Source organism: Bacillus sp. CCB-MMP212, assembly GCF_022748145.1.
Taxonomy (GTDB): domain Bacteria; phylum Bacillota; class Bacilli; order Bacillales; family Bacillaceae_G; genus Bacillus_A; species Bacillus_A cereus.
Window position 1 is genome coordinate 526,577 of sequence record NZ_JALDQE010000003.1, and the last position, 26,162, is coordinate 552,738.

Genomic DNA, 26,162 nt, shown 5'->3' on the forward strand with positions numbered 1-26,162 from the left:
AAATCCCCCTCAAACTGTTAACGTGTTTAGTTATAATAAACAACGTGGTAACAGTGCTTTCATTATAATGATAAAAAAGTCGAGGGATTCTTTCTATGTATAATCATCTAAAGATTAATCTGTTTTATCGTTCTTTTTTGTATGATCATCTAATAGGAGGAGTGCGAAGTATAAAACGTTTAAGTCTTTGAATTGTTTTGGATCAAGTCCTGTATGTTCTTCAATCTTTTTTAGCCTGTAATGTAATGTGTTAATGTGTATATGTAATTGTTTAGCCGTCTGTTTATAAGATTGGTTATAATCGATAAATAAGCGCAAAGTATGCATAAGCTCAGGAAATGATAATAAGTTTTCGATGGTACGCTCTAGAAATTGTTCACGCGTTTCGGCAGAAATATCTTGTAAACACATTTCTAAACGTAAATCTTCATTAAATACAATTTTTTTCGTTTCCAATGATACAGAAAGAGCGCGTAATGCTTGTTCGTAACATATGTTCATATTGTTTGAGGTAACTGTTTGTCCAATCCCGATATATAAAGGAATAGAAAATAAAGTTTCGCAGTCTTGTTTTAACCGTTTTAAAAATTGATAAGTTTGCTCTTTGGAGCTCGTTGCTGTAAATAAAATAAAACGATCATTTCCCCAACGAACAAATAGATGCTCTTTTGTTAAAATATTACGTATGTGTTGCCATATTTTACGCTGGAGCATCGTGTCATTTTTGCCAATAGAAAACAAAATAAGTTGTTTTTTCTTATATAAATCAATGCCAAGTGTTTTGGCGCGATCAAGAAAACTCGGGGACCACTCTGTATTTTGAAGCCAATCAAAGACGAAAGCTTCATAAGAACGGTGCTCAAGTTCTAGTTGCTCTAAAAAGTAGTTTTCATGAATTAATAATTCGGTCATCTTACGCAATATTTCTCCGTAGCGTGAAATATTTTCAGGTTCTCCTGTAATTCCAATGACACCAATTACTTCATCATGAAATAATAAAGGAAGATTCATCCCAGCCTTTACACCTTGCAATTGCCTTTCATCTTCTTTTGTAATGATGACGGTTTTCTTTTGTTTGGCGCAGCGGAGTGCACCTTCATGAAATTGACCAATTCTTTCTGTATCTGTACTTGCGATAATAACGCCTTCTATATTAATGATAATAATATTTTCTGTAATTAGTCTGCGTACTTCTCGTACAATTTTATTCGCTAAATCAGGAAATAGCATAATTGACACACCTCAAATTCTATTTGTTGTACATTATATATGTAAATTGAGTAAGAAAGGAAAATTTCACACTTTCCACACATTTATTTGTTATTTTACAATTATAACGAAATCATCCGAAGATGGAGGGAATCTTTTGAGAAAGTATGTTTTTCTTCTCTGTTTTTTATTTCTATTAGTAGGGTGTCAAGGAAGTTCATATACACCAATTGCTAAAGATAAAAATGTTATTATAACAACGAATATAAAAGAAGGCAGTATTAGTTTTATTGATAAAAAAGATAAAAAGTTAATCACGACATGGGAACTAAATGAGCCAATGGCCGGAATCACACTGCTTCCAAATGGTGAGGAAATACTTGTATACGGTAAGCAATTAGAATATATGTATGTATATTCACTAACGGAAGGAAGGCAAGTGGAAAAATATAAAACTGGAAAAGGCATTGTAAATGTGGTCGTATCAGCAGATAAAAAACAATTATTTGCTGCTGATCAAAATGCTCAAAAGGTAAGGTTCTTTACGATAAATGGGAAAGAGACAGGAAATGTTTCAACAGGAAAAGGGCCTATAACGATGGTAGAGTATCATAATCGGTTATCTGTACTAAACTTTTATGATACGAAACTAACGACAATTGATACGAAGAAAAAAGAAGTTATTCAATCCTTTATGATTCCGCCAGCATCAACAGGAGCGACGATTAGTCCTGATGGGAAAGAAATATGGATTGGCGGACATGGTGATGGAAATCAAGTAAATGAGAAAGTGTTAGTGTATTCTTTACAGAGTGGAGAAATGGTGCGTTCTTTACACGCTCCATTTATGCCTGTGAATATAACGAAGGATAGTAAGTACGTATATGCACTCAGTCATGGATCGAATACACTTAGAAAGTTTGATATTAGCACATATAAAGAAATAGCTTCTGTAGAAGTAGGGTCGAATCCATTTGCATTTTTGGAGAGCGGAGCAGAAGGATATGTAGCCAGTTATGATAGTGATGAAGTGTGCGTTATGGATATGAAGAATTTGAAAATAAAACAAACAATTAAAGTCGGAAAAGGACCGTTTCAACTCATAGAGAGGGAAGGGAAGGACAATGAATAAATATAGAGTACTAGTTGTAGATGATGAAAGTGATATGAGGCAGCTTGTTGGAATGTATTTGGATAACTTTGGATATGAGTGGGGAGAAGCTGAGAATGGAAAAGAGGCTCTTAAAAAACTAGAAACGGATCATTATGATTTCGTTGTATTAGATATTATGATGCCAGAAATGGATGGACTTTCAGTTTGTAAAGAAATTAGAAAAACGTCAGATGTACCGATTATATTTTTAACCGCAAAAGGTGAAGAGTGGAATAGGGTGAACGGTTTACGTATGGGAGCAGATGACTATATTGTAAAACCGTTTAGTCCTGGTGAATTGGTTGCCCGTATGGAAGCTGTGTTAAGAAGATATACAAAACAAGAACAGCAAGAAGAAATTCAATTTGGACCAATTCTTATCAATGAAAAAAGTAGAAGAATCGAGGCGGATGGTGAGTCGATTTCTCTTACTGTAAAGGAGTTTGATTTACTATATTTTCTTTGCCAGCATACAGGACAAGTATTTAGCCGGGAGCAATTACTTGAAAAGGTATGGGGATATGATTATGCCGGAAGTACAAGAACAGTAGATACGCACGTGAAAACGATGCGCTTGAAGCTTGGAGAAAGTGGAAACTACATTCAAACTGTTTGGGGTGTAGGCTATAAATTCGAGGTGTAACGTATGTTTACAATGGTACAAAAACTTTGGCTTACAGTAGTATGTGCAGTATGTGTAACAGTGTCCTTTCTTTATTTCGTATCTTTATACTCGTATGAAAAACTATACGTTGATAATTTAAAAGGTTCATTAGTAATGGAAGGAAAAAATCTTGCTGCTCAATATGATAAGCACGAAGGAATATCAACTTTTGAAGAGAAAGTAAGATCGTTTGATCAAATATCTAGTTCAGACGTTATTTTCGTGTCTAATCCGCGTGATTTAAGTGCATGTTTACCTTTTGATGTGCATCATCATTCCCTTATAAGTGAAGGAGATAGGCAAACGCTATTAGATGGGAAAACTGTGACAAAAATAGGATATGAAGAACATTTTGACCGTAATATTATGGGGGTTGTCATCCCTGTATTGGAAAATAAAAAATTAGTCGGAATTGTCTATTCGTATATTCCTTTAAAAAGTATAAAAGATTTAATCTATGATATGGGTCTTATTTTAGCACCGTTAGCAATTGCTATGATTTTAATTACTATATGGGTTGGAAGAAAAATTATAATTGCAATTACGAAGCCACTTTCGCAAATGGAACGGGTTGCAAATCATTTGGCTACGGGAGATTTCTCGGAGCGGATTACAGTTTCTTCAGAGGATGAGATTGGACGACTAGGAAAAGCATTTAATAAAATGGCCAATTCATTAGAAACAGAAGATGTAAAGCGTAAGGAATTTTTAGCAAATGTTTCGCATGAACTTAGAACACCACTTAGTTATATAAAAGGGTATAGCGAGGCTATTTTAGATGGCGTTGCCAAGGGACCGCAGCAGGAAAAAGTAACGCAGCTAATTCATAAAGAAGCAGGTCGTATGCAGCGTCTCGTTCATGACTTGTTAGACTTAGCACAATTAGAAGGTGAGCACTTTCCGTTAAAGAAGCAACCTATCGTTTTTTCACAGCTGATTGAAGACGTATTAGATACGTATGAGATTAAGTTTATAGAAAAGGAACTTCATATTTCAACCAATTTAAATCCAGAGATCATTGTCATGATTGATGAGGATCGTATGCAACAAGTGCTTCATAATGTGTTAGATAATGCGATACGGTATACAAATCAAAACGGAAATATCGTTATAACTTTAGAGCAAATCGATGATTACTGTGAATTGAAAATAAAAGATACAGGAATTGGCATTGATATAGAGCATTTGGAGAATCTTGGGGAACGCTTTTACCGAGTTGATAAAGCGAGAAGTCGTCAACACGGTGGAACAGGTTTAGGCCTTGCTATTGTGAAACAAATTGTTCATATACATGGTGGACAGTGGAAAATTGAAAGTGAAAAAGATAAGGGAACAACGGTTATTATTAAACTGAATGTACAGGATGAGGGGGGCATGTTCTAATTTTTAGGACATGTTCTTTATATTGAAGAAAATATTTATCCCGCTATTTGCCGGACAGTAAGACCCTCACCTCAAAATTCAACGGAAGCAAAGAAGTTAGGTGGAGGCCCTGCTGTCCGTAAAAGCCCGATTGGTGAGGGCTAATAATCAGTGGGGGATGAACAAAACCCCTACTGATTAAAGTTTCACTTTATACGTAAAAATATAAATTAATATGTAATAAATATCGAAAATTTGACTATTTTATGAACAAAACATTTGTACTTCTTATCAATTCGGTCTAAAATAGTTATGATGCAAAGTTCTTATAAATCGTTTCAATTGTTGTTTGGAAGATACTGAGGTGATTTAACTGGAGTACAAATCTATTAAACCGAAAAAAATTTACGAAGAAGTATCTGAAGCTATTTTAACAATGATTAAAAATGGTACGTTAAAACCTGGTGACAAACTACTCCCTGTGCATCAATTAGCTGAGCAGTTTCAAGTTGGTAGATCTGCTGTTCGTGAAGCGCTAAGTGCGCTAAGAGCGATGGGCTTAATTGAGATGAAACAAGGAGAAGGTACATATGTGAAGAACTTCGATTCTTCTTCATTAACGAAATCATTAAACAATAGATTATTAATGAAGAAAGAAGATATTTTGAATTTATTAGAAGTACGAAAGGTGCTTGAAGTGGGGGCAGTTCGAGTAGCGGCGGCAAAACGTACGGAAGATAATTTACAAAATATGAAACATTGGTTAGATGAAATGGCAAAGAGCATTGGAGATGAAAAGGCTGGCGAAAAAGCCGATTTTCAATTCCATATGGGAATTGCAGAGTCTTCGCATAATAACATTTTGCTTGAACTCATGAATCATGTTTCAGAGATGATTGCTGAAACGATTGGTGAATCAAGACGCATTATTTTATATGGTGAACAAACGACATCAGAACGACTTATAGAAGAGCATCAAGTTATATATGATGCGGTGTTAAAACAAGATGTAGAATTAGCGCAGCAAGCAATGCTAGATCATTTAACAAATGTAGAACATATTGTCACAGGTAAAAACGATATAAATTCGTAATTTAATCTTTTAAAAATTTAATTTTCTGATAAAATAGAGAAAGATTAAGTAAGCGTTTTCTTTAGAAGAGGGAGAGGATAGGCCATGGTTGAGCCTATTTCTTCTCTACTCGGTCATCTGATGACCATATGTTTGTTGGCGAAGTTGTAAAAAGGGGGAGTAATAGTTATGAAAGTTACTTTATTTGTTACTTGTTTAGTCGATATGTTCGAAACAAATGTCGGCAAAGCAACAGTTGAAGTGTTGGAGCGTTTAGGTTGTGAAATTGAATTTCCAGAAGCACAAGTTTGTTGTGGCCAGCCTGCTTATAATAGTGGCCATGTAGAAGCAGCAAAAGAAGCGATGAAACATATGATTGAAACTTTCGAAGATGCAGAATATATCGTTACGCCATCTGGTTCGTGTGCGACAATGTTTCATGAGTATCCGCATGTTTTCAAAGATGATCCAAAGTGGGCTAAACGTGCACAAAAAGTTGCTGATAAAACCTATGAATTTACACAGTTTATTGTAGATGTTTTAAAAGTTACAGATGTTGGTGCAAGTTTACCAGGGATAGCTACTATTCATAAATCATGTCATATGACACGTATGCTCGGAATAAAAGAAGCACCAGGAATTTTATTATCAAATGTAAAAGGATTAACTGTGAGAGATTTACCAAACGTGCAAAATTGTTGCGGGTTTGGGGGAACGTTTTCAGTTAAGATGACTCCAATTTCTGAGCAAATGGTAGACGAAAAAGTAGATAGTGTAATGGAAACAGGTGCAGATTATTTAATCGGTGCAGATTGTGGGTGTTTGTTAAACATTGGCGGACGTATTGAGCGTTTAGGAAAAGAAGTAAAAGTAATGCATATTGCTGAGGTACTGAATAGTCGCTCATGAAGGGGGAACATAAGCTATGTCTATGAAAATCAGTGAGAAAAAATTTAATGATCGCGTTGGTGATGGAATTCAAGATTCGTTTATGCGCGGAGCAGTTTCTTCTGCACAAACGCGTTTATATACGAATCGCTTAAAAGCCGCAGATGAATTAGGAAACTGGGAAGAGTGGCGAGAACTAGGTGAACAAATTCGTCAACATACGTTAGAAAATCTTGATTATTATTTAATGCAGTTAAGTGAAAATGTATCAAAAAGAGGCGGACACGTGTACTTTGCGAAGACGAAAGAGGAAGCAGCAAAGTATATTCAAGACGTTGCCAAAAAGAAACAAGCGAAAAAAGTAGTAAAATCAAAGTCGATGGTAACAGAAGAAATCAGTATGAATCATGCGCTTGAAGAGATTGGCTGTGAAGTGTTAGAGAGTGACTTAGGAGAGTATATCTTGCAAGTAGATAACGATCCACCTTCACATATTATTGCACCTGCACTTCATAAAAATAGAACGCAAATTCGCGATGTATTTAAAGAAAAGCTAGGCTATGAAAATTCTGATGACCCGTATGAAATGACAAAGTTTGTTCGTAAACAACTTCGTGAGAAATTTATGGATGCAGAAATTGGTGTAACTGGTTGTAATTTTGCTGTTGCAAATACTGGCTCTCTTTGTTTAGTAACGAATGAAGGTAATGCAGATCTTGTTATGTCAATTCCGAAAACACAAATTGCGGTAATGGGTATGGAACGTATGGTTCCGACAATGGAAGAATTAGATGTTTTAGTTGGTTTACTATGTCGTAGTGCAGTAGGTCAAAAATTAACAAGTTATGTAACAGTAGCAGGACCAATTCAAGAAGAGGAAGTTGATGGACCTGAAGAATTCCATTTAGTTGTTGTTGATAATGGTCGCTCTCAAATTCTGGGATCTGAATTCCGTTCAGTATTACAATGTATTCGTTGCGCTGCTTGTGTTAATGTATGTCCTGTATATCGTCACGTTGGTGGACATTCATATGGATCGATTTACTCAGGACCAATCGGTGCGGTATTAACACCGCTTCTAGGTGGATATGATGATTACAAAGAGCTTCCTTATGCATCTAGTTTATGCGGAGCATGTACAGAAGCTTGTCCAGTAAAAATTCCATTGCATGATTTATTATTAAAACATCGTCAAGTTATTGTTGAGCAAGAAGGTCGTGCACCACTTGCAGAAAAACTAGCGATGAAAATGTTTAGTATGGGTGCTTCTTCAGCTGCTTTATATAAAATGGGGTCAAAAATGGCACCAGCGGCAATGAGTCCATTTACATCTGGTAATCGTGTATCAAAAGGTGTTGGACCACTTAAAAACTGGACGGATATTCGGGAATTCCCAGCTCCAAGTAAAGAGCGATTCCGTGATTGGTATAAAGATCATAAGAAAGGCGGGGATAAATAATGACAGGATTAATTCAAAACCGTGATGCCTTTCTAGATAACATTGCAAAAGAACTTGGGCGCGCGCGTAAAACAGAAGGTGTAGAGCGACCAGTATGGAAAAGTAATGTGAATATAGAAACGTTAAAAGATTGTTCACAAGAAGAATTACTAGAAGTGTTTAAAAAGCAATGTACAAACATTCATACAACTGTAGTAGAAACGACAAATGACCGATTAGGTGAAGACCTTCAAAAAGTAATCATGGAAAACGGCGGTGGACCTATTTTATTATCAGCAGATGAGCGTTTTGATGCATATGGTTTAACATCTTTATTTAAAGAAGAACTTCCAAAGCGAGACGTTGAAGTAAACGTATGGGATCCAGAGAGAAAAGACGAAAATATGCGTTTAGCTGAAAAAGCGAATATTGGTATTGCATTTAGTGATTATACATTAGCTGAATCTGGTACAATTGTTGTACAAAGTCATAAAGGGCAAGGACGTTCTTTACACTTTTTACCGACTGTATATTTTGCTATTATTCCACGTGAAACACTTGTGCCTCGTATTACACAAGCAGTTCAGGATATGAACTTACGCGTAGAAAATGGGGAGACAGCGGCATCTTGTATTAACTTTATTACAGGGCCAAGTAACTCGGCTGACATTGAGATGAATCTTGTTGTCGGAGTACATGGACCATTAAAAGCAGTATATTTCATCGTATAAAAGAGGGGAAAGCAGGCCAGAAAATGGCCTGCTTTTTAGTAGAATAAAGGATAATATGAAGTAGAAGTTCTCTCCTTTTTTTGCTATGTTTTTTGGGAAAGGAGAGGAAGGGATGTTCACTTATTTATATGCACTGTTAGCAGGGATGGTGTTTGGTTCTTTTTTTATGCTAGTTGCGATGAGGGTTCCATTAGGTGCGTCTATTATTACCCCGCGTTCACATTGTTATTATTGTAAATATGTGCTAAGGCCAAAAGAACTAATCCCCATCATTTCATTTTATATACAAAGAGGCTGTTGTACGAATTGTAAGAGGAAAATTCCAATTATGTATGTAGTATTTGAATGTATAACAGGAAGTATATTTCTTCTTACCGTGTATATGATTGGAATAGAACGAGAGCTTATTATCATTTTATCCCTTTTTTCGCTACTTCTTATTATTTCAGTTACAGATTACTTATATATGTTAATTCCTGATTGTATTTTAATTTCGTTTGCCGTTTTACTCATTCTTGAAAGTGTTTTTGTACAATTAGTTACTTGGACAGATAGTATAGTTGGTAGTGGTGTTATATTCATTTTGTTATATTGCATGCAAAAGATATATCCAGAAGGGCTTGGCGGAGGTGATATAAAACTACTTTCGTTACTTGGGTTTATAGTAGGAGTGAAAGGCGTTTTTATCATTTTATTTTTAGCATCTTGTTTCAGTCTTTGTTTCTTTGGGGTGGGTATCGTATTAAAACGTATAGAAGTACGAAAACCAATTCCATTTGGTCCTTTTATTAGTCTTGGGGCAATATGTTATGTATTGGCCGCATATTCAAATTAGAGAGGGAATAGAAAATGAACGTATATATGGATGATCAAAGAAGTTGCCCGTTCGGGTATGTGCCCGCAACTACAGTAGAATGTGCTTTGCAAATGGTTCGGGATTATGATGTGAATATTCTTTCCCTTGATTTTAATATGGGGTGGGGAGCAAAAAATGGACTGGATTTTGTAGAAGCTTTTTGTACAGAGGGGTTATATGTAAATGAAATTCACCTTCATACGAATGATGTCATCGGTATGTACAAGATGAAACAGAGAATGGATAAGGGAAAGGAAGAAGGAGAAATTAATCCTCACCTTGTTGTTAAATACGTGGGAAGCTAAAAACTCCAAAGTAAAACTTTGGAGTTTTTAATGTTTCATATGTGCTTGTAAAGGAATAATCTCTTCTTGTTGAGCTGCTGCGATTTCAGTTTCTTCCTGTTGAACTTCAGGTGTTTTTTTTGTTAAGTAGTGGTATACCATACCGACAAATACTGATCCGCCAATAATGTTACCGATTGTAACAGGAATTAAGTTATGAATAGCACCTGAAAAAGAAATTGTCTCAGGATGTGGTGAAACTAAAGATAAAGCAAAGAGTGACAAGTTTGCAATACTATGTTCGTAACCAGATAAGAAGAATGTGAAAACAAGTAGCATCATGACCATTATTTTTGCCGTGTCGCCTTTAACCTGAGATGGTAAGAAGCAAGCAAGACATACGAGCCAGTTACATAAAATGGCTTTAAAGAATAACTGCATTGTAGGTGTGTTCATCTTTCCTTCAACGACTTTATTCATTAGGTGACCGTGATCAATTGCTTCAAAAATTCCAGTTGCGTAAAATAGTAAGGCAAAGAATAACGCGCCGGCTAAGTTACCTGCATAACAAGCAACCCAGTTACGAAGTGTATCAGAAATCGTTGTTTCTTTTCTTAAAGTTGCTACAGTAAAGTACATTGTGTTTCCAGTAAACAATTCAGCACCGCCATATATAATAAGTACGAGAGCAATCCCGAAAAACATAGAAGCAGCTAAATAAGTTGCTGGTGAATCTGCAACGTGAAAAAAGTTACCTAATTTAAAACATAGTACAATAATAAAACCGATATAAATACCCGCAAGTGCAGCACGAATGAAATATTGCATTGGGTTTGTATCTAGCATTTTCTTTTTGCTTTTAGCCAGTTTGACAACATAATCTAGTCCTTGTTCTAGCATGAGTAATACGCTCCTTTAGTAAATCTTCTATAAATACTCCTTATATGAATAAAGTACATGGAATTGTTCTCACTTTCAATAAGTTTGTGCAATGTTTCACAAAAAGGACATACATACGTTAAGAAAACGTTTACAAAAGATAGTATAATGGAATTTTTTCTGGACATTGAGAGGAAGAAAGGAAAAAGAAAAAGCGCTGTAATTACAGCGCTTTTTCGTCTAAATTCTTTTCTACTTTTACTTCTACTTCTTTTGAGAAGAACCAACCACCAACTGCGATTCCGACTAATACAATCCAGAATGTAAGCTTCCACGGAGTGGATTCTGGGAATGAATGTGGAATTACATTTAATGCAGGGTGTGCTAATGTATAAACTGCTAGCTTCACACCAACCCAACCTACAATTAAGAATGCTGCAGTTTCAAGTCCTGGTTTACGTTTTAAGATTTGTACGAATGCAGTTGCTGCAAATCGCATAATGATTAATCCGATAAGTCCACCTACAAAGATAACAACGAATTGCCCAGTATCTAGACTACCAATTGTACCTAATCCTGTTTTTGGTAAAGTCATTGCTAGTGCAACCGCAGCTAAAATTGAATCAACTGCGAAGGCGATATCAGCAACTTCAACTTTAAATACAGTCCACCAGAAGTTCTCTTGTTTTTTCTTTGCTTCTTTTTCTTCTGTTTCTTCATCTGTATTCTTTTTAACATATGTTTTAAATAAGTGATTACCAGCGATAAACATAAGGTAGATGGCACCGATTGCTTGCACTTGCCATACATCGACTAAGAACGAAATCATAAATAACGATCCAAATCGGAAAACAAATGCCCCCGCTAATCCGTAAAATAGTGCTTTCTTTCGTTTTTCTTCTGGTAAATGTTTTACCATAATTGCAAGAACAAGAGCGTTATCAGCCGCTAAAATCCCTTCAAGTGCAATTAGGATGAGTAATACCCAACCATACTCCAATAATAATGATACATCCATGTACATTCTCCTCTCATCTCTATAAGTTCTAAATAAGTGAAGAATTTCCCCACTATTTAGTTTCCCCATACTCCTGCCTATTAACTTTGGAAGAATTTGGAAATGAATACAAAAAAGACCTCTGCCGTTAATAGGCAAAGGTCTTGCTAGACATATGTAATAAAAATGCCAACAAAGCCGGAAGAACTAAGTTCTACGTAATGACGACTTTGTTTCCAAGAAATATTCTTGGACGCTACTCCCCTTTGGAGATATGTTATTGTATTCTCATTATATGGATAATTGATACGGTTGTCAACCTGTTAAAATATCTTCATTAGGATATTTTATTTTCCGGTTCTTTTTACGAGCAAATGAAAAAGCCAATGTTAAAGGCCCCATTTTCCCAAAAAACATCATAAAGATAATAATAGCTTTTCCGATTATAGTTAAGTGGGGTGTTAAGTTCATACTGAGGCCAACAGTCCCGAATGCTGAAAATACTTCGAAAGCACTCATTAATAGAGGAACTCGCTCAGTAATACTCAAAATTAAAATAGCAAAAAAGATAAATGAAATGGAAATAATAGTAATGGTTAATGATTTGACAATGAGAGTATCTTTAATGGATTTTTTAAATACGACAATATCCTCTTGTTCTTGTAAAAATTTAAATACGCCAAAAAATATGATTAAAAATGTTGTTAACTTAATCCCACCACCCGTTGAAGCACTACCAGCACCAATAAACATAAGGAGCATCATTAATAGAAGGGAAGGTTTTGACAATGTAGAAATATCAACAGTATTAAACCCGGCAGTTCGTGTTGAAATTGCTTGAAAATAAGAGGCCATTCCTTCTTCAAATGGGGTAAAACCTCTCATAGAAAGGGAGTTATGGAACTCGAATATAAAAATAAAAAGGGTAGCAATAATGTTGACGATTAGAGTAGAAGTGAGCATAAGCTTTGAATGTAGTGTAAGGTTTTTAAAGTTTTTCTTTCTTTTTATGTCTACAATTACTGTAAAACCAATTCCACCTAAAATGATGAGAGAGGAAATGACGAAATTGACAAGAATGCTATGAGAATGGGACATTAAATTATCGCTCCACACAGAAAAACCAGCATTGTTAAAGGCTGAGATTGAATGGAAAAAACTATAATAGATCCCTTTGGCAACCCCATATTTGGGTACCCATTCAAAAGAAAGAATTAAAGTAGCGATACATTCGACTGTAAAAGAGAATAAAAATAATGCTTTGGCAAGACGGATAACGCCGCCGATATTCGTTTGATTTAATGCTTGTTGTAATAAAATACGGTTTTGAAGACCGATTTTTCTTCCGAGCATAATAGCAATTAAGACCGCAAAGCTCATAATGCCAAGCCCGCCAACTTGTATAAGCGTTAAAATGACACATTGTCCAAATAAAGTAAACACTTTTCCAGTATCCACAACACCAAGCCCAGTAACAGTACAAGCGGAAACGGTTGTAAATAAGGCATCGAGCCATGAAATGGACGTTGTCGTAGCAATTGGCAGTTTTAATAAGCATGTGCCGACAACTGATAATACAATAAAAGATAAAGTAAGAACGCGGGGAGGGCTCATGCTAATATTAATCCGTTTCATGTCACATATTGCTCCTTTCGTTTTGCTTTGATTAGTATGTGAAAAAGCACTATTATGTATGTTGAAAATAGAAAGAGGCAGATAATATCTGCCTCTAAGCCATATGTTATATAATTATCCATGTAATTGTTGTTGAGCTAAAGCAACAAGACGTTTTGTTACTTCACCGCCAACTGAACCGTTAGAACGAGATGCTGTATTAGAACCTAAGCTTACACCAAATTCTTGTGCAATTTCATATTTAAATTGTTCAAGCGCTTGTTCTGCACCTGGAACTAATAATTTGTTTGTTTTTACCATGTTGATACACATCCTTATGAGTAGTCCAGTTCAGCTAAGTTCTTATCTAAACTGGTAACGTTATTTTATGTGGAAATGACATACTCATACGCGGAAGTAATCGGTGCGATTAGAAGTTCTTGGATAGAAAAAAAGAGTAGCAACTTTGCTACTCTTTTTTTAGTATTGTCGCTGTTCCTTCCACGACAATATCATCTGATTGATTATATATGTTTGTTTGCAACGTAATGATTTTTTTATCGTCACGCTTCTTAATAACCTCTGCCACAACACGAAGTGTATCACCGATTTTGACAGGGGCACGGAATGAAACATTTTGGGATAAATAAATCGTATTTTTGCCTGGGAGTTTCGTTCCAAGGATAGTAGAAATAAAACTCGAAACGAGCATACCGTGAGCAATACGTTCTTTAAACATTGTCGTTTTTGCAAAAGAATCTAAAATGTGAATAGGATTCACATCTCCAGTCAATTTTGCAAAATTGATAACATCTTCATCTGTAATTGTTTTTGTAAGGGATGCTTGATCACCGACTTGAATCTCATCATAACGAAGCTCCGGAACAGTTTGTGCTTCTTGAAATGGATTCATTTTGTCCTCCTTCTTTTCCATATCGAAAAATGTTAGCCATCTTGATGTAGTAGGAGGAAGAAAGAGTTTTGTTTGTGCTGCAGTTAGCTCCCACATTTTTCTTACTTGATGGAAGTAAATAGATTTTTTGAGTTTTCCTCGAACTTTTTTGCGAGTTCCAACTGTTTTGACTTGAACTCTTCCAAAAAACCCTCTAACTGTTTTTGAGCCTCTTCACGTTGTAATTGTTGTTGCTCAATAAATTGTTTTGTTGTTTCTTCAAATTGACCGCTTGTTTGTGTCAGAATTGACAAAGATGTTTTTGTAGGAGAAACAGTAAGCTGATGCATATGAGCAGAAAGTTCTTTCCACTTGTCTTGCCACTCGTTAATTTGATCATTTAAGGAGTTACCAGTTAATTGTTTCACGTAATCTGTATATTGGTTATTGAACTGAGCAGTGATTTGTTGTAGTTCTTTTTCTAGTTCATCTACTCCTGATGTTAATTTATGCAAAGCGTCTTGTTGTTGTTTTAATGTTTCTAAAGTAAGTTGCTCTAATTGTTTCCCAGCTGAAGAAAAAAGGGAAAGTGATTGAGACCAGTTTTTCCAAAATGCATCGACTAATTCGTATGGTTTAGTTTCCATTGTTTGACCCCCAAATGTTTTTTTGCATATTGTGAACGCAGATTACTCTGCTGTACCACCAGGTGAAGATGAAGAATCCTTTTCATCCTTTTCTGGAGAAGTAGAAAATGGAAAGAATGCATTGGTGTATAACGTGAAAAACGTCCGCAACATATTTTGATAATGTTCAAAAGAAGTCGCACATGTTGTTAAATATTGCTCTCCATATTCAGTTAAAGAATAAATTCTTTTTGCCGGCCCTCCATCGCTTGTATCCCAAGTAGAAGAAATAAGGTTTTCTTTTTCTAATTTGCGTAGTGTTCTATAAACATTACCTTGGTCAACAGAAGAAAAGCCGATATCCATTAGCATTTGAATAAGTTTGTAACCATGAAGACTCCAGTCTTTTAGACAGAGAAGTAAGAAGGGAACTAAGAAGTTTTTTGGCATGGAGTTTGGTTGTTTCGCTTGGTTGTTCTCCAAACTTTCGCGTTGTTCTGGTTCATTTTGTAGCATGATTGTGCATCACCTCATGAATCAGTTAGATGGAATTTTTTGCTTATAAGTGCAATTTACACCTATCTGTTTTTAAAGTCAACACATTTGTTAGAAAATAGAAAAAATAAAATATAGACTTGAAGTTTTATTCAGAATATTAGAAAATAGTGAATAGGTTGAATTGTTTCAAAAAAGAAAAAGGGAGTGTAGGTAAAGTGATTGATCAAAAATTCGATCCACTACAAGCATGGAAAAATGCTTATGAACAAACCGAAACATTTTGGGGAAAAGCGCTCAATGAAACAATTAAAACAGAAGAATATTCTGCTTGGATGGGCAGCGTTCTAGATTTGAATTTGTTTTATCAAAAAGCATTAAATGATACGACAAAAAACTATTTAGAACAAGTAAATGTGCCGACGAAAGAGGATATCGCAAGAGTGGCTACGCTTGTTATTAACTTAGAAAATAAAGTAGATAACATTGAGGAGTTTCTAGAGGAGAAAGTAGATTCTTTAGGACAAGCTCCTACATTAAAGCGTGATGTGACAAAAGTGAAACAAGATATTCGTACGCTTGAAACAAAAGTAGATCAAATTTTAGAATTGCTAGAAAAGCAAAATGCAGTACTAGCTAAACTACAAGTACCTGTAAAAGAAGAGATAAAGCCTGCGAATAAGCCGGAAAATAAAAAATGATAAAAGCGTTTGTTTATAACAGGAAAAAGAGAGAGGGAGAATCTCTTTTCACATGTAAACGGCGAAACATAATTATATAGGGACTCTACAGTATGAGTACCAAAATGATTCATAACAATCGTTCACAAATTCATTTAAGGGGGAAAAGAAATGGTTCAATTAAATGGCAAAGTAGCAATCGTAACAGGTGGAGCAAAAGGGATTGGAAAAGCAATTACAGTAGCTTTAGCACAAGAGGGCGCTAAAGTTGTTATTAACTATAATAGCAGTAAAGAAGCAGCTGAAAACTTAGTAAATGAACTAGGAAAAGACGGACATGACGTTTATGCAGTGCAAGCGGATGTTTCAAAAGTAGAAGATGCAAACCGACTTGTAGAAGAAGCTGTGAATCATTTTGGTAAAGTTGATATTCTTGTTAATAATGCTGGTATTACAAGAGATCGTACATTCAAAAAGTTAAATCGTGAAGATTGGGAGCGCGTAATTGACGTGAATTTAAGTAGCGTATTTAATACGACAAGCGCGGTTCTTCCATACATAACGGAAGCGGAAGAAGGAAGAATTATTAGCATTTCTTCTATTATTGGTCAAGCAGGTGGATTTGGCCAAACAAACTACTCAGCAGCAAAAGCGGGTATGTTAGGATTTACAAAATCATTAGCGTTAGAACTTGCAAAAACAAATGTCACTGTAAATGCAATTTGCCCAGGATTTATTGATACTGAAATGGTAGCAGAAGTGCCAGAAGAAGTACGTCAAAAAATCGTTGCAAAAATCCCGAAAAAACGTTTTGGTCAAGCTGATGAAATTGCAAAAGGTGTAGTATACCTATGCCGTGACGGTGCGTATATCACAGGTCAGCAATTAAACATTAACGGCGGATTATATATGTAATGAAGTAAGAAAAAAGTGCATATCCATAGCAGGAATGCACTTCTTTTTTTAAGAAGGAAATCGACCAAAAAGGAGATAAAAAAATGACTACATTCGCAACAGAATGGGAAAAGCAATTAGAGCTATACCCAGAAGAGTACCGAAAAGCATACCGCCGAGTGAAAAGGGCGAGTGAAATTTTATTACGTGAACCAGAGCCGCAAGTAGGATTAACGCCGAAAGAGGTTATTTGGACGAAGAATAAGACGAAGCTTTATCGCTACATTCCAAAACAAGAAAAAACACAAAGAGTTCCAATTCTGTTAATATATGCTCTTATTAATAAACCATATATTATGGATTTAACTCCTGGAAATAGTTTAGTGGAATATCTAGTGGATCGTGGTTTTGATGTGTATATGCTTGATTGGGGCACATTTGGTTTAGAAGATAGTCATTTGAAATTTGATGATTTCGTGTTTGATTATATTGCAAAAGCAGTAAAAAAAGTAATGCGAACTGCAAAATCGGACGAGATTTCTTTACTTGGTTATTGCATGGGTGGAACGCTAACTTCTATTTATGCAGCACTTCATCCGCACATGCCAATTCGTAATTTAATTTTCATGACAAGTCCTTTTGATTTCTCTGAAACAGGATTGTATGGTCCTTTGTTAGATGAGAAATACTTCAATTTAGATAAAGCGGTTGATACATTTGGAAATATTCCGCCAGAAATGATTGATTTCGGAAACAAAATGTTAAAACCAATTACGAACTTTGTCGGTCCATATGTTGCTTTAGTAGATCGTTCTGAGAATGAGCGCTTCGTCGAAAGCTGGAGATTGGTTCAAAAGTGGGTTGGTGATGGTATTCCGTTCCCAGGTGAATCATACAGACAGTGGATTCGTGATTTTTATCAAAATAATAAACTGGTTAAGGGTGAACTCGTTATTCGCGGACAAAAGGTAGACCTTGCAAATATTAAGGCGAATGTCTTAAATATTTCCGGGAAACGTGATCATATCGCTTTGCCATGTCAAGTAGAAGCATTACTAGACCATATTTCTAGCACAGATAAACAATATGTATGTTTACCGACAGGGCATATGTCTATCGTTTACGGTGGAACAGCTGTAAAACAAACATATCCGACGATTGGAAATTGGCTTGAAGAGCGTTCTAATTAAAAATAAAAAATCCAACTAGCCTATGTTAGTTGGATTTTTTTATGGAAAATAACAAAACATAGAAAGGAGAAACTTATATTTTAGGAGTATAATTATGAAACTTATGAACGGTAAGTTGTTTTGGAATACAGGAGTTTCTGTACCTTGTTATCCACTGTTAGAAAATGATATGATATGTGATGTGCTCGTAGTCGGAAGCGGCGAAGCTGGTGCTCATATAGCGCATTCGTTAGCGAAAATTGGCATGAGTGTTACGCTTATTGAAAAAAGAGCAATTGGGTGTGGTAGCACAGCTGCTAATACAGGTTTACTACAATTCCTTCATGATAAATCGTTAACCTCCCTTATCCATACATTTGGTAAAGAAAAAGGGGTACGAGCATATAAGCTTTGTTATGAAGCGCTAAGAACAATGGAAGAGGTTATACCGACTCTTGATATTGATCCCCATTTTATTCCGCGAAATAGTTTATATTATGCAAGTAAAAGTGAGGATGTCTCATTTTTACAAGAGGAATATAATACGTTACAGAATTATGGATTTCCAGTTGAATATTTTACAGAAGCTGATATTAAGAAACGTTATTCTTTTGCAAAACAAGCAGCGTTATATACGCAAGGTGATGCTGAGGTGAATCCGTATTTATTAGCGCATAGTTTTTTGCATAAAGCAAACCAAATAGGAGCTAATATATATGAACATACAGAGGCAATACATATAAAAAAACGCCAAAATGATTTAATTTGTTACACGAAAACAGGAAATCAAATTGTAGCAAAGAATATTATTATGGCGACAGGTTATGAAGCGCTTTTTGGAAAGAAAGAAAAAAATACAACAGTAGAAACTTCTTATGCAATTGTAACAAATGAAATAGATCAGTTTGAAGGCTGGCATGAGCGATCGTTAATTTGGGAAACGGAACGGCCTTACTTATATTTTCGAACGTATCGAAACCGCATTATTGTAGGCGGATTAGATGAAGCGATGCAAATTCAAACAATCGGTGATACGAAATTATTGCATAAGCGTGATATCCTTATTAATATTGTAAAAGAGATGTTCCCGCAGTATAAAAATATACAGGCAGACTACTATTGGGCAGCCGCATTTGGTGGTACTCATGATGGTCTCCCCATTTTAAAAGAAGACGAAAAGATACATAATTTATTTTACGCATTGCCGTATGGAGGTAATGGAACTGTATATGGAATGGTCTTTGCCAAATTATTTGAACAGTTATTTACAAATAAAGAAAGGGAAGATTTTTCTTTATTTAATCGATAGAAAAAAGGTAGCGAAGTGATGGAATGAGAGATATAAAAAAGTTTTTACAAAAATTACGTCCAGTACAACTCATTGTTTTATTTTATTTATTAGCAGTAGTTGTATCGGTAATCTTGCTTAGTTTACCGTTTGTTACGAAACCTGGTGTGAAATGGACATTTATAGATGCCCTTTTTACATCGGTTAGTGCGGTAAGTGTTACGGGGCTGTCTGTTATTACGATTTCAGATACGTTTACTACAGCAGGAATTATTGTTTTAGCCCTTATTTTACAATTAGGCGGCTTAGGAATTATGGCGCTTGGTACATTTGTTTGGATCATTACGGGGAAAAAGATTGGTTTGCAAAGAAGAAGATTAATTATGGCAGACCATAATCAAGGAAATTTATCGGGTCTTGTAGAATTGATGCGTTCTATTTTAATTGTAATTATTTCGATAGAACTTATTGGAGCAATCCTATTAGGTACAAGATTTTTACTTTACTTTCCGACTTGGCAAGAAGCTTATTTTCACGGTTTCTTTGCAGCAGTTAGTGCGACTACGAACGGTGGATTTGATTTAACAGGACAATCGTTAATTCCGTATAAAAAAGATTATATTGTTCAAATGATCCATATGTTACTAATTATTTTAGGAGCGATTGGTTTCCCTGTGCTAATGGAAGTGAAACAATTCCTTAGTAAAAGAGGACAACAATTATTTCGTTTTTCATTATTTACAAAATTGACGACAACAACATTTTTTGCACTCGTTGTTGTTGGTACAATTATGATTTTTTTACTGGAGAGAAATCACTTTTTAGTAGGAAAGTCATGGCATGAAACGGTATTTTATACATTATTCCAATCTGTGACGACGCGAAGTGGTGGACTTGCTACGATGGATATACGTGAATTGTCACAACCGACGCTTTTATTTATGAGTATATTAATGTTTATAGGGGCATCTCCCAGTTCGGTTGGGGGCGGAATACGTACAACTACATTTGCTGTTAGTATATTGTCACTATACACCTTTGCAAGGGGCGGTAGAACAGTTAGAGTCTTCAAACGTCAGCTACATGAAGAGGATGTACTAAAAGCATCTGTCGTTATGACGATGGGGATTTTGTTATGTGCTACTGCGCTATTCATTTTATCTATTACGGAAAATGTACCGCTTATGAGCTTAATTGTTGAAGTTTGTTCTGCTTTCGGAACGACGGGACTATCAACAGGTGTTACGCCTGATTTAACAACTGTTGGGAAACTTGTACTCATTGTGCTTATGTTTATCGGACGCGTTGGTATTTTAACATTTATTTTAGCTAGTGGTGGAAGGGAACAACCACCTCGCTATAAATACCCGAAAGAGCGGATTATTATTGGATAGTATGAAACCATTCTACCTACGTTAGGTAGAATGGTTTTTTAGTCGTTAATGCCAAATTGTGGATGCATAAAAGCTTCATTTTTATTATCCACTTCGTTTTTTAGTAACTCTTGATTTTCTTCTGAAATCCACCCAATATCATTTGTCGGATGGATCCACTCATCGCCAGCCATAATGGCAGGATCTACTTCATCACTCCAATTGTTAAGCGGACTGTTCTCGGAATTATATTTACTGTCTCCAATTACAACATTATATTGATTCACAAAAGGTTGTTGCATCGTTTTTCCTGTTCCTTTAAAAGATGGAAAATTCATTTGATGCGGGAGCGTTTCGTCTAAAATTGGTGATTGAATCTTTTCTTTTTTCTTCAAAATTATCGCTCCTTTTTATAATGATTTCTTCATATGTAGTATTTCCATCTAACGCCCCTTATGTACTTGTTAACACTTGCCAGTAATAATTATTTTAAGTTGTTTCAAACTAGAGTAGAAAGTGATTTCTTGAGAGCAGGTGAATGTATTGGTAAAAAGAAAAGTGAAACAAAATGCGGCAATCAATAATAATAAAACTCCGAAAGAAAGCTTACCAGATGCAGAATTTGCATTAGAGTATGAAGGAGAAAATAGCGCAAAGTATGCTAATCGTAATTCAAAAAAAGGGAAACAAAAATGAGGCGTTTTTTACAAACGCCTCATTTTTTTGTGGGATTATAAAGGTTTTTTTAATTATTTGTAAATTTAGTGTTTTCTATTAGCAGAAAAATGCGAAAAAACATAGAAGTAGCAACGTATTACACAAAAACAAACAACAAACAAAAGATTAATGTTGGTTTAATACTGCTTTTACACTAGTTGTTTATATTTGAGTTGTACATAAGATTTGTAAAAGGAGAGAGAAACAGTGAAAAAAACAATCTTTAAAGCTGTAGCGACTGGAATGGTATTTTCGTTATTAATGGGGTGTGGTGCAAAGAAGGAAGAAAGTGCTGGAGCGAAAGTGAAAGATGACAAATTATCTGGATCATTAACTGTTTACACAGCAATTGAAGAAGAGCTTGTACCAATTTATCTTGATTCCTTTAAAAAGAAATATCCTGATGTGAAATTGAACATTGTACGTGATTCAACAGGAGTTATTACTGCGAAATTGCTAGCTGAAGGGAAAAATACACAAGCAGATGTTGTATGGGGAACTGCGGCATCAAGTCTATTAGCTTTAGATAAAAAAGATATGTTAAAAGGATACTCTCCAAAAGGAGCAGATCGTGTTCTTCCACAATTTAAAGATGATAAGCAACCTGAAAAATGGGTAGGAAATACTGCATTTATGACGGGGATTGCTGTAAATAAAGAAGAGTTAAAGAAGAAAAATTTACCGATGCCAGAATCATATGAAGATTTAACGAAACCAGAGTATAAAGGAACACTTGTTATGCCACATCCAGCATCATCTGGAACAGGATTTTTAACAGTTTCTGCATGGCTACAAATCATGGGTGAAGATAAAGGCTGGGATTACATGAAGAAACTTCATGATAATATGGCAAGTTATACGCATTCAGGATCAAAACCAGCGAAATTAGCAGGAGCAGGTGAATATCCAGTCGGTGTATCAATGGTTTATAGTGCTTTAAAAGAGAAACAAAAAGGTGCACCAGTTGAAGTTGTACTGCCGAAAGAAGGATTAGGGTGGGAAGTAGAAGCGAACGCACTTATTAAGAAAGATAATGCGAAAAATGATAAATTAGCACAAGCATTTTTAGATTGGGCAATTACTGATGATGTAATGAAGTTATACTTTGAGAAAAATGGATTTGCGACAATTAAAAATGATTATAAACTTCCAGAGGGATTCCCGAAAGATGTTACTGAAAAATTATATAAAAAGAATGACTTTAAATGGGCAGCAGAAAATCGTGACAAAATTTTAGAAAAATGGGAAAAAGAGTTTGGCCAAAAAGCAGAACCGAAAAAGTAAGTGAGTGGGAGAGAGAAAAATGAGCGAATATTTATCAATTCAACACATTCAAAAACAGTTTGATGCATTTACAGCGTTAAAAGATATTTCTTTTACTGTGAACAAAAATGAGTTTGTTTGTTTATTAGGCCCGAGTGGCTGTGGGAAAACGACGTTGCTTCGCATTTTAGCGGGACTAGAGGAACCAACGACTGGCAGTATAGCTGTGAATGGAAAAGATATTACAGCATTGCCTCCTGGGAAGAGAAACTTCGGAATGGTTTTCCAATCGTATGCTTTATTTCCGAATTTAACAGCACTTGAAAATATTGAATACGGCTTAAAGACAAAAAAATATGGGAAAGCAGAAGTGAAAGAGAAAGCGCTAGATGCGTTAAAACTTGTAGATTTGCTGAATGTAAAAGATAAATATCCTGCTCAAATGTCTGGTGGACAACAGCAGCGAGTAGCACTTGCACGTGCGCTCGCTCTGTCTCCAGATATTTTATTACTCGATGAGCCGTTATCAGCTTTAGATGCAAAAGTGCGTGAAAAATTACGTAGGGAAATGCGTGATTTGCAAGAGAAAATAGGAATAACGACGATTATGGTAACGCATGATCAAGAAGAGGCATTAACGATGGCTGATAAAATTGTTGTAATGAATCATGCGGAAATTATGCAGATTGGAACACCAGAGGAGATTTATCAAAGACCAGCCAATCCGTTTGTGGCAGATTTTATTGGTTCTATTAATTTCTTTTCGAAAAATAACGAAGAACATGCAATTCGTCCTGAACATGTAACAATTGTACAAAAGGACGGTATTAAAACAGTTGTGGAAAGTATGGAATTTCGCGGATCTGTATATCGGACGGAAGTGCGAGTCGTAGAAGAAAACACACACCTTTATAATGAGAAAATTGTAGTGGATATATTAGCATCAGAAGTAGAAGCAACGGCTATTAGAAAAGGAAAGCCGATTCAAATCTCTTTCTCAGAAAATCATATGTTGTCATATGGAAAGAAGGTCATTGTATAGATGGAGATGTTAGAAAACTATAAGGTAGAAAGTACGAAAAAAAAGATTAAGAGAAGTATAGGGAAAGAGGAATGGATCCAAAGGCTCGTAATTATCGGTATGATTCTTTCCTTCCTTATCATACTTGTATTACCGCTATTACAACTATTTACACAAGCTTTTTATAATAAAGATGGAGTTTTCATTGGTTTAGCGAATTTCAGTAAATATTTCACAACACCAACTTTAGTGCAGTCTTTACAAAATACAGTATGGATTTCGGGCGCAACAACAATTATTTCAGTTGCAATCGCATTCGTTTACGCATATGCAATTGCCCGTACGAATGTTTTTGGAAAGCGCGTATTTCAGTATGTAGCGTTATTACCATTGTTTGCACCAACGATGATGCACGGTATAGCACTTACATATTTATTTGGTAATCAAGGGCTAGTAACGAAAGGAATGTTTGGTTTATTTGAAGGTATACAAATCCCTTTATATGGACCAGTAGGAATTGTAATAGCTGAAGTTATGTATACATTTCCGCAAGCCTTTCTCATATTGCTAATTGCCTTTCAAGGATCTGATTATCGTTTATATGAAGCTTCTAATATGTTAGGAGCCAGTAAAACAAAGCAATTTTTCACGGTTACTTTACCTAGTGTAAAGTACGGATTAATTAGTGCAATGTTTGTTGTGTTTACACTTAGTTTTACTGATTTTGGGGCACCAAAAATTGTTGGTGGGCAATATAATGTGCTTGCTACTGACGTATACAAACAAGTAATTGGACAGCAAAATATGCCGATGGGTGCAACTGTCGGAATGATTTTATTAATCCCAGCTATATTCGCATTTGTAGTTGATCGTATTACGCAAAGAAAGCAGGCGAATTTCTTATCTTCAAAAGCAGTACCATACAGAATAATAGCTAATAAGAAAAGAGATGTAATCTCATTCATATATTGTAGTGTGATTACCCTTATGATCATTCTATTATTTGTTGCAGTTGGTATTGCTGCAAGTGTGAAAGTATGGCCATATAATATGAGTTTTACATTTGAGCATTTTAATTTTTCAAGTTTAACAGGAGATGGACTTGAAGCATTTAAAAATAGCGTAATTGTTTCAGCAGTTACAGCAGTTATTGGGGCGATCTTAACATTTGTATTCGCATATGCAATTGAGAAAATAGACCAGCTACAATTTTTCAGAAAAACAGGTTACTTTTTCTCTATAGTGCCGTTAGCGATACCAGGTTTAGTACTCGGATTAGGATATGTCTTTTTCTTTAGTCAACCAACGATTCAAATTCTTGGACTATCAGTAACGAATCCGTTTCATTCTTTATACGGAACAATTGCTGTATTAGTACTAGTAAATATCATTCATTTTTATTCTGTAACATTTGTTACGGCAACGACTGCCTTAAAGAAATTAGACCGAGAGTTTGAGCTTGTTTCGCAGTCGATGGGTATTCCGTTTTATAAAACATTCTTCCGAGTAACAGTACCAATGTGTTTACTAGCAATTTTAGAAATGGTAATGTACTACTTCGTAAATTCAATGGTAACTGTATCGGCAGTTGTGTTCCTATATGCAGCTGATTTTAAACTAGCTGCCGTATCAATCGTAAATATGGATGATGCAGGAAATGTAGCGCCAGCAGCTGCAATGAGTGTACTTATTGTTGTTACAAATATTGTAGTGAGAGTTGTATATGAATGGGGAACGAAAGCACTTCGTAACCGAACTTCACAATGGCAAAAAAGATAAGTAAGAAGGGTGATGGACAGAATGAAAATTGAAGCAGTTATTTTTGATTGGGCAGGTACGACGGTTGATTACGGATGCTTTGCACCACTAGAAGTATTCATGAAGATTTTTCATAAACGCGGCGTTGAAATTACAGCAGAAGAAGCACGTAAGCCAATGGGATTATTAAAAATAGATCATGTAAGGGCACTAACAGAAATGCCTCGTATTGCGGATGAGTGGAAGCGTGTCTTTGGTCACTTACCAACAGAAGCAGACATTTATGAGATGTATGAAGAGTTTGAAGAAATTCTCTTTTCTATTTTGCCAAATTATGCTAAGCCGATTGATGGGGTAAAAGAAGTAATCGCTTCTTTACGTGAGAGAGGCATTAAAATCGGTTCAACAACTGGTTATACGAGAGAAATGATGGATATTGTAGCAAAGGAAGCAGCGTTACAAGGATATAAACCTGATTTTCTTGTTACGCCAGATGATGTTCCAGCAGGCCGCCCATACCCATGGATGTGCTATAAAAATGCAATGGAACTTGGTGTGTATCCGATGAACCATATGATAAAAGTAGGGGACACAGTATCAGATATGAAAGAAGGTAGAAATGCTGGAATGTGGACAGTTGGTGTAATTCTTGGAAGTAGTGAGCTCGGTTTAACGGAAGAGGAAGTGGAGAGTATGGATTCGGTAGAGCTTCGTGAAAAAATAGAAATAGTTCGTAATCGGTTTGTTGAAAATGGGGCTCATTTTACGATTGAAACGATGCAGGAGCTCGAAAACGTAATGGAACATATCGAGAAACAAGAACTTATTATTTCATAAAA

Annotated in this window: 28 protein-coding genes and 1 riboswitch; of the genes, 19 read left to right on the forward strand and 9 right to left on the reverse strand. The window is 35.6% G+C overall.

All coding sequences use genetic code 11. The features are described 5' to 3' along the window. Window positions 1–114 precede the first annotated feature (114 nt). Window positions 115–1,230 (reverse strand): CdaR family transcriptional regulator, encoded by a 1,116-nt coding sequence (locus MRP26_RS11110; protein WP_078401487.1) that lies wholly within the window; start codon window positions 1,228–1,230, stop codon window positions 115–117. Between the two features lie 136 nt (window positions 1,231–1,366). On the opposite strand from MRP26_RS11110, the gene MRP26_RS11115 reads away from it, so the two are divergent. The 9 genes from MRP26_RS11115 to MRP26_RS11155 all read left to right on the forward strand — a co-directional run bounded on the left by MRP26_RS11115 (window position 1,367) and on the right by MRP26_RS11155 (window position 9,678). Next, a complete protein-coding gene (locus MRP26_RS11115; protein ID WP_242806152.1) occupies window positions 1,367–2,341 on the forward strand; it encodes a YncE family protein in 975 nt (324 codons plus the stop codon). Continuing rightward, on the forward strand, window positions 2,334–3,005 hold the full coding sequence (locus tag MRP26_RS11120) for a response regulator transcription factor (RefSeq protein ID WP_001046397.1): 672 nt from the start codon (window positions 2,334–2,336) through the stop codon (window positions 3,003–3,005). The genes MRP26_RS11115 and MRP26_RS11120 overlap by 8 nt, the downstream gene beginning before the upstream one ends. Window positions 3,006–3,008: 3 nt before the next feature. Beyond that, complete coding sequence (locus MRP26_RS11125) at window positions 3,009–4,409, forward strand: sensor histidine kinase (RefSeq protein WP_053564942.1); 1,401 nt, start codon at window positions 3,009–3,011, stop codon at window positions 4,407–4,409. Between the two features lie 382 nt (window positions 4,410–4,791). After that, window positions 4,792–5,481 (forward strand): FadR/GntR family transcriptional regulator, encoded by a 690-nt coding sequence (locus MRP26_RS11130; RefSeq protein WP_254904515.1) that lies wholly within the window; start codon window positions 4,792–4,794, stop codon window positions 5,479–5,481. Window positions 5,482–5,649: 168 nt separating this feature from the next. Next, window positions 5,650–6,369, forward strand: coding sequence for a (Fe-S)-binding protein (locus MRP26_RS11135; protein WP_000869147.1), 720 nt, complete (start codon window positions 5,650–5,652; stop codon window positions 6,367–6,369). 16 nt (window positions 6,370–6,385) lie between these two features. Then, window positions 6,386–7,807, forward strand: coding sequence for a LutB/LldF family L-lactate oxidation iron-sulfur protein (locus tag MRP26_RS11140; protein ID WP_000061930.1), 1,422 nt, complete (start codon window positions 6,386–6,388; stop codon window positions 7,805–7,807). Continuing rightward, on the forward strand, window positions 7,807–8,517 hold the full coding sequence (locus tag MRP26_RS11145) for a LutC/YkgG family protein (protein WP_000147182.1): 711 nt from the start codon (window positions 7,807–7,809) through the stop codon (window positions 8,515–8,517). Before MRP26_RS11140 ends, MRP26_RS11145 begins: the two co-directional genes overlap by 1 nt. A 112-nt stretch (window positions 8,518–8,629) precedes the next feature. Next, window positions 8,630–9,352, forward strand: coding sequence for a prepilin peptidase (locus tag MRP26_RS11150; RefSeq protein ID WP_242806153.1), 723 nt, complete (start codon window positions 8,630–8,632; stop codon window positions 9,350–9,352). Window positions 9,353–9,366: 14 nt separating this feature from the next. Further along, the gene (locus tag MRP26_RS11155; protein ID WP_242806154.1) at window positions 9,367–9,678 is read left to right on the forward strand and encodes a cyclic-phosphate processing receiver domain-containing protein; all 312 of its coding nucleotides are present in this window, start codon (window positions 9,367–9,369) and stop codon (window positions 9,676–9,678) included. A gap of 27 nt (window positions 9,679–9,705) precedes the next feature. On the opposite strand, the gene MRP26_RS11160 is transcribed toward MRP26_RS11155, so the two are convergent. From MRP26_RS11160 to phaQ, 7 genes are all read right to left on the reverse strand, one after another. After that, window positions 9,706–10,557: a formate/nitrite transporter family protein gene (locus MRP26_RS11160; protein WP_098852282.1), complete on the reverse strand. Its 852-nt coding sequence runs from the start codon at window positions 10,555–10,557 to the stop codon at window positions 9,706–9,708. A gap of 202 nt (window positions 10,558–10,759) precedes the next feature. After that, window positions 10,760–11,554 (reverse strand): TerC family protein, encoded by a 795-nt coding sequence (locus MRP26_RS11165; protein ID WP_000383326.1) that lies wholly within the window; start codon window positions 11,552–11,554, stop codon window positions 10,760–10,762. Window positions 11,555–11,644: 90 nt separating this feature from the next. Beyond that, a riboswitch (yybP-ykoY riboswitch) is annotated at window positions 11,645–11,810 on the reverse strand. Between the two features lie 38 nt (window positions 11,811–11,848). Continuing rightward, a complete protein-coding gene (locus MRP26_RS11170; RefSeq protein WP_000822356.1) occupies window positions 11,849–13,168 on the reverse strand; it encodes a TrkH family potassium uptake protein in 1,320 nt (439 codons plus the stop codon). 114 nt (window positions 13,169–13,282) lie between these two features. Beyond that, entirely contained in the window at window positions 13,283–13,468 is a 186-nt protein-coding gene (locus MRP26_RS11175; RefSeq protein WP_242806155.1) for an alpha/beta-type small acid-soluble spore protein, read from the reverse strand. A 148-nt stretch (window positions 13,469–13,616) separates the two neighbouring features. Next, on the reverse strand, window positions 13,617–14,060 hold the full coding sequence (locus MRP26_RS11180; RefSeq protein ID WP_001067916.1) for a MaoC family dehydratase: 444 nt from the start codon (window positions 14,058–14,060) through the stop codon (window positions 13,617–13,619). Window positions 14,061–14,161: 101 nt separating this feature from the next. Beyond that, window positions 14,162–14,686, reverse strand: coding sequence for a polyhydroxyalkanoic acid inclusion protein PhaP (phaP, locus tag MRP26_RS11185; RefSeq protein ID WP_098852284.1), 525 nt, complete (start codon window positions 14,684–14,686; stop codon window positions 14,162–14,164). 42 nt (window positions 14,687–14,728) lie between these two features. Then, window positions 14,729–15,181: a poly-beta-hydroxybutyrate-responsive repressor gene (gene phaQ, locus MRP26_RS11190; protein WP_000939954.1), complete on the reverse strand. Its 453-nt coding sequence runs from the start codon at window positions 15,179–15,181 to the stop codon at window positions 14,729–14,731. A gap of 197 nt (window positions 15,182–15,378) precedes the next feature. On the opposite strand from phaQ, the gene phaR reads away from it, so the two are divergent. The 5 genes from phaR (at window position 15,379) to MRP26_RS11215 (ending at window position 20,585) form a co-directional block, all read left to right on the forward strand. Beyond that, window positions 15,379–15,861 (forward strand): polyhydroxyalkanoic acid synthase subunit PhaR, encoded by a 483-nt coding sequence (phaR, locus tag MRP26_RS11195; protein ID WP_000566941.1) that lies wholly within the window; start codon window positions 15,379–15,381, stop codon window positions 15,859–15,861. A gap of 150 nt (window positions 15,862–16,011) precedes the next feature. After that, window positions 16,012–16,755 carry an acetoacetyl-CoA reductase gene (locus MRP26_RS11200; RefSeq protein WP_000250407.1) on the forward strand — a complete coding sequence of 248 codons (744 nt, stop codon included), beginning with the start codon at window positions 16,012–16,014 and terminating at the stop codon, window positions 16,753–16,755. An 83-nt stretch (window positions 16,756–16,838) separates the two neighbouring features. Further along, window positions 16,839–17,924: a class III poly(R)-hydroxyalkanoic acid synthase subunit PhaC gene (gene phaC / locus MRP26_RS11205; RefSeq protein ID WP_000206336.1), complete on the forward strand. Its 1,086-nt coding sequence runs from the start codon at window positions 16,839–16,841 to the stop codon at window positions 17,922–17,924. Window positions 17,925–18,018: 94 nt separating this feature from the next. Continuing rightward, window positions 18,019–19,212: an NAD(P)/FAD-dependent oxidoreductase gene (locus MRP26_RS11210; protein ID WP_000772526.1), complete on the forward strand. Its 1,194-nt coding sequence runs from the start codon at window positions 18,019–18,021 to the stop codon at window positions 19,210–19,212. 23 nt (window positions 19,213–19,235) lie between these two features. Next, on the forward strand, window positions 19,236–20,585 hold the full coding sequence (locus tag MRP26_RS11215; RefSeq protein ID WP_001204706.1) for a TrkH family potassium uptake protein: 1,350 nt from the start codon (window positions 19,236–19,238) through the stop codon (window positions 20,583–20,585). A 38-nt stretch (window positions 20,586–20,623) separates the two neighbouring features. Here the strand turns inward: MRP26_RS11215 and MRP26_RS11220 are convergent, their stop codons facing one another. After that, window positions 20,624–20,959 carry a DUF3905 domain-containing protein gene (locus tag MRP26_RS11220; protein ID WP_000726028.1) on the reverse strand — a complete coding sequence of 112 codons (336 nt, stop codon included), beginning with the start codon at window positions 20,957–20,959 and terminating at the stop codon, window positions 20,624–20,626. 148 nt (window positions 20,960–21,107) lie between these two features. Between MRP26_RS11220 and MRP26_RS11225 the strand changes: the two genes are divergently transcribed. The 5 genes from MRP26_RS11225 (at window position 21,108) to phnX (ending at window position 26,160) form a co-directional block, all read left to right on the forward strand. Then, entirely contained in the window at window positions 21,108–21,260 is a 153-nt protein-coding gene (locus MRP26_RS11225) for a hypothetical protein (protein WP_000240799.1), read from the forward strand. 228 nt (window positions 21,261–21,488) lie between these two features. Further along, window positions 21,489–22,565 (forward strand): putative 2-aminoethylphosphonate ABC transporter substrate-binding protein, encoded by a 1,077-nt coding sequence (locus MRP26_RS11230; RefSeq protein WP_000750893.1) that lies wholly within the window; start codon window positions 21,489–21,491, stop codon window positions 22,563–22,565. A gap of 19 nt (window positions 22,566–22,584) precedes the next feature. Beyond that, on the forward strand, window positions 22,585–23,586 hold the full coding sequence (locus MRP26_RS11235) for a putative 2-aminoethylphosphonate ABC transporter ATP-binding protein (protein WP_000006196.1): 1,002 nt from the start codon (window positions 22,585–22,587) through the stop codon (window positions 23,584–23,586). Further along, window positions 23,587–25,344: a putative 2-aminoethylphosphonate ABC transporter permease subunit gene (locus MRP26_RS11240; protein WP_242806156.1), complete on the forward strand. Its 1,758-nt coding sequence runs from the start codon at window positions 23,587–23,589 to the stop codon at window positions 25,342–25,344. A gap of 21 nt (window positions 25,345–25,365) precedes the next feature. Next, window positions 25,366–26,160: a phosphonoacetaldehyde hydrolase gene (phnX, locus tag MRP26_RS11245; protein ID WP_089170666.1), complete on the forward strand. Its 795-nt coding sequence runs from the start codon at window positions 25,366–25,368 to the stop codon at window positions 26,158–26,160. Window positions 26,161–26,162 lie beyond the last annotated feature (2 nt).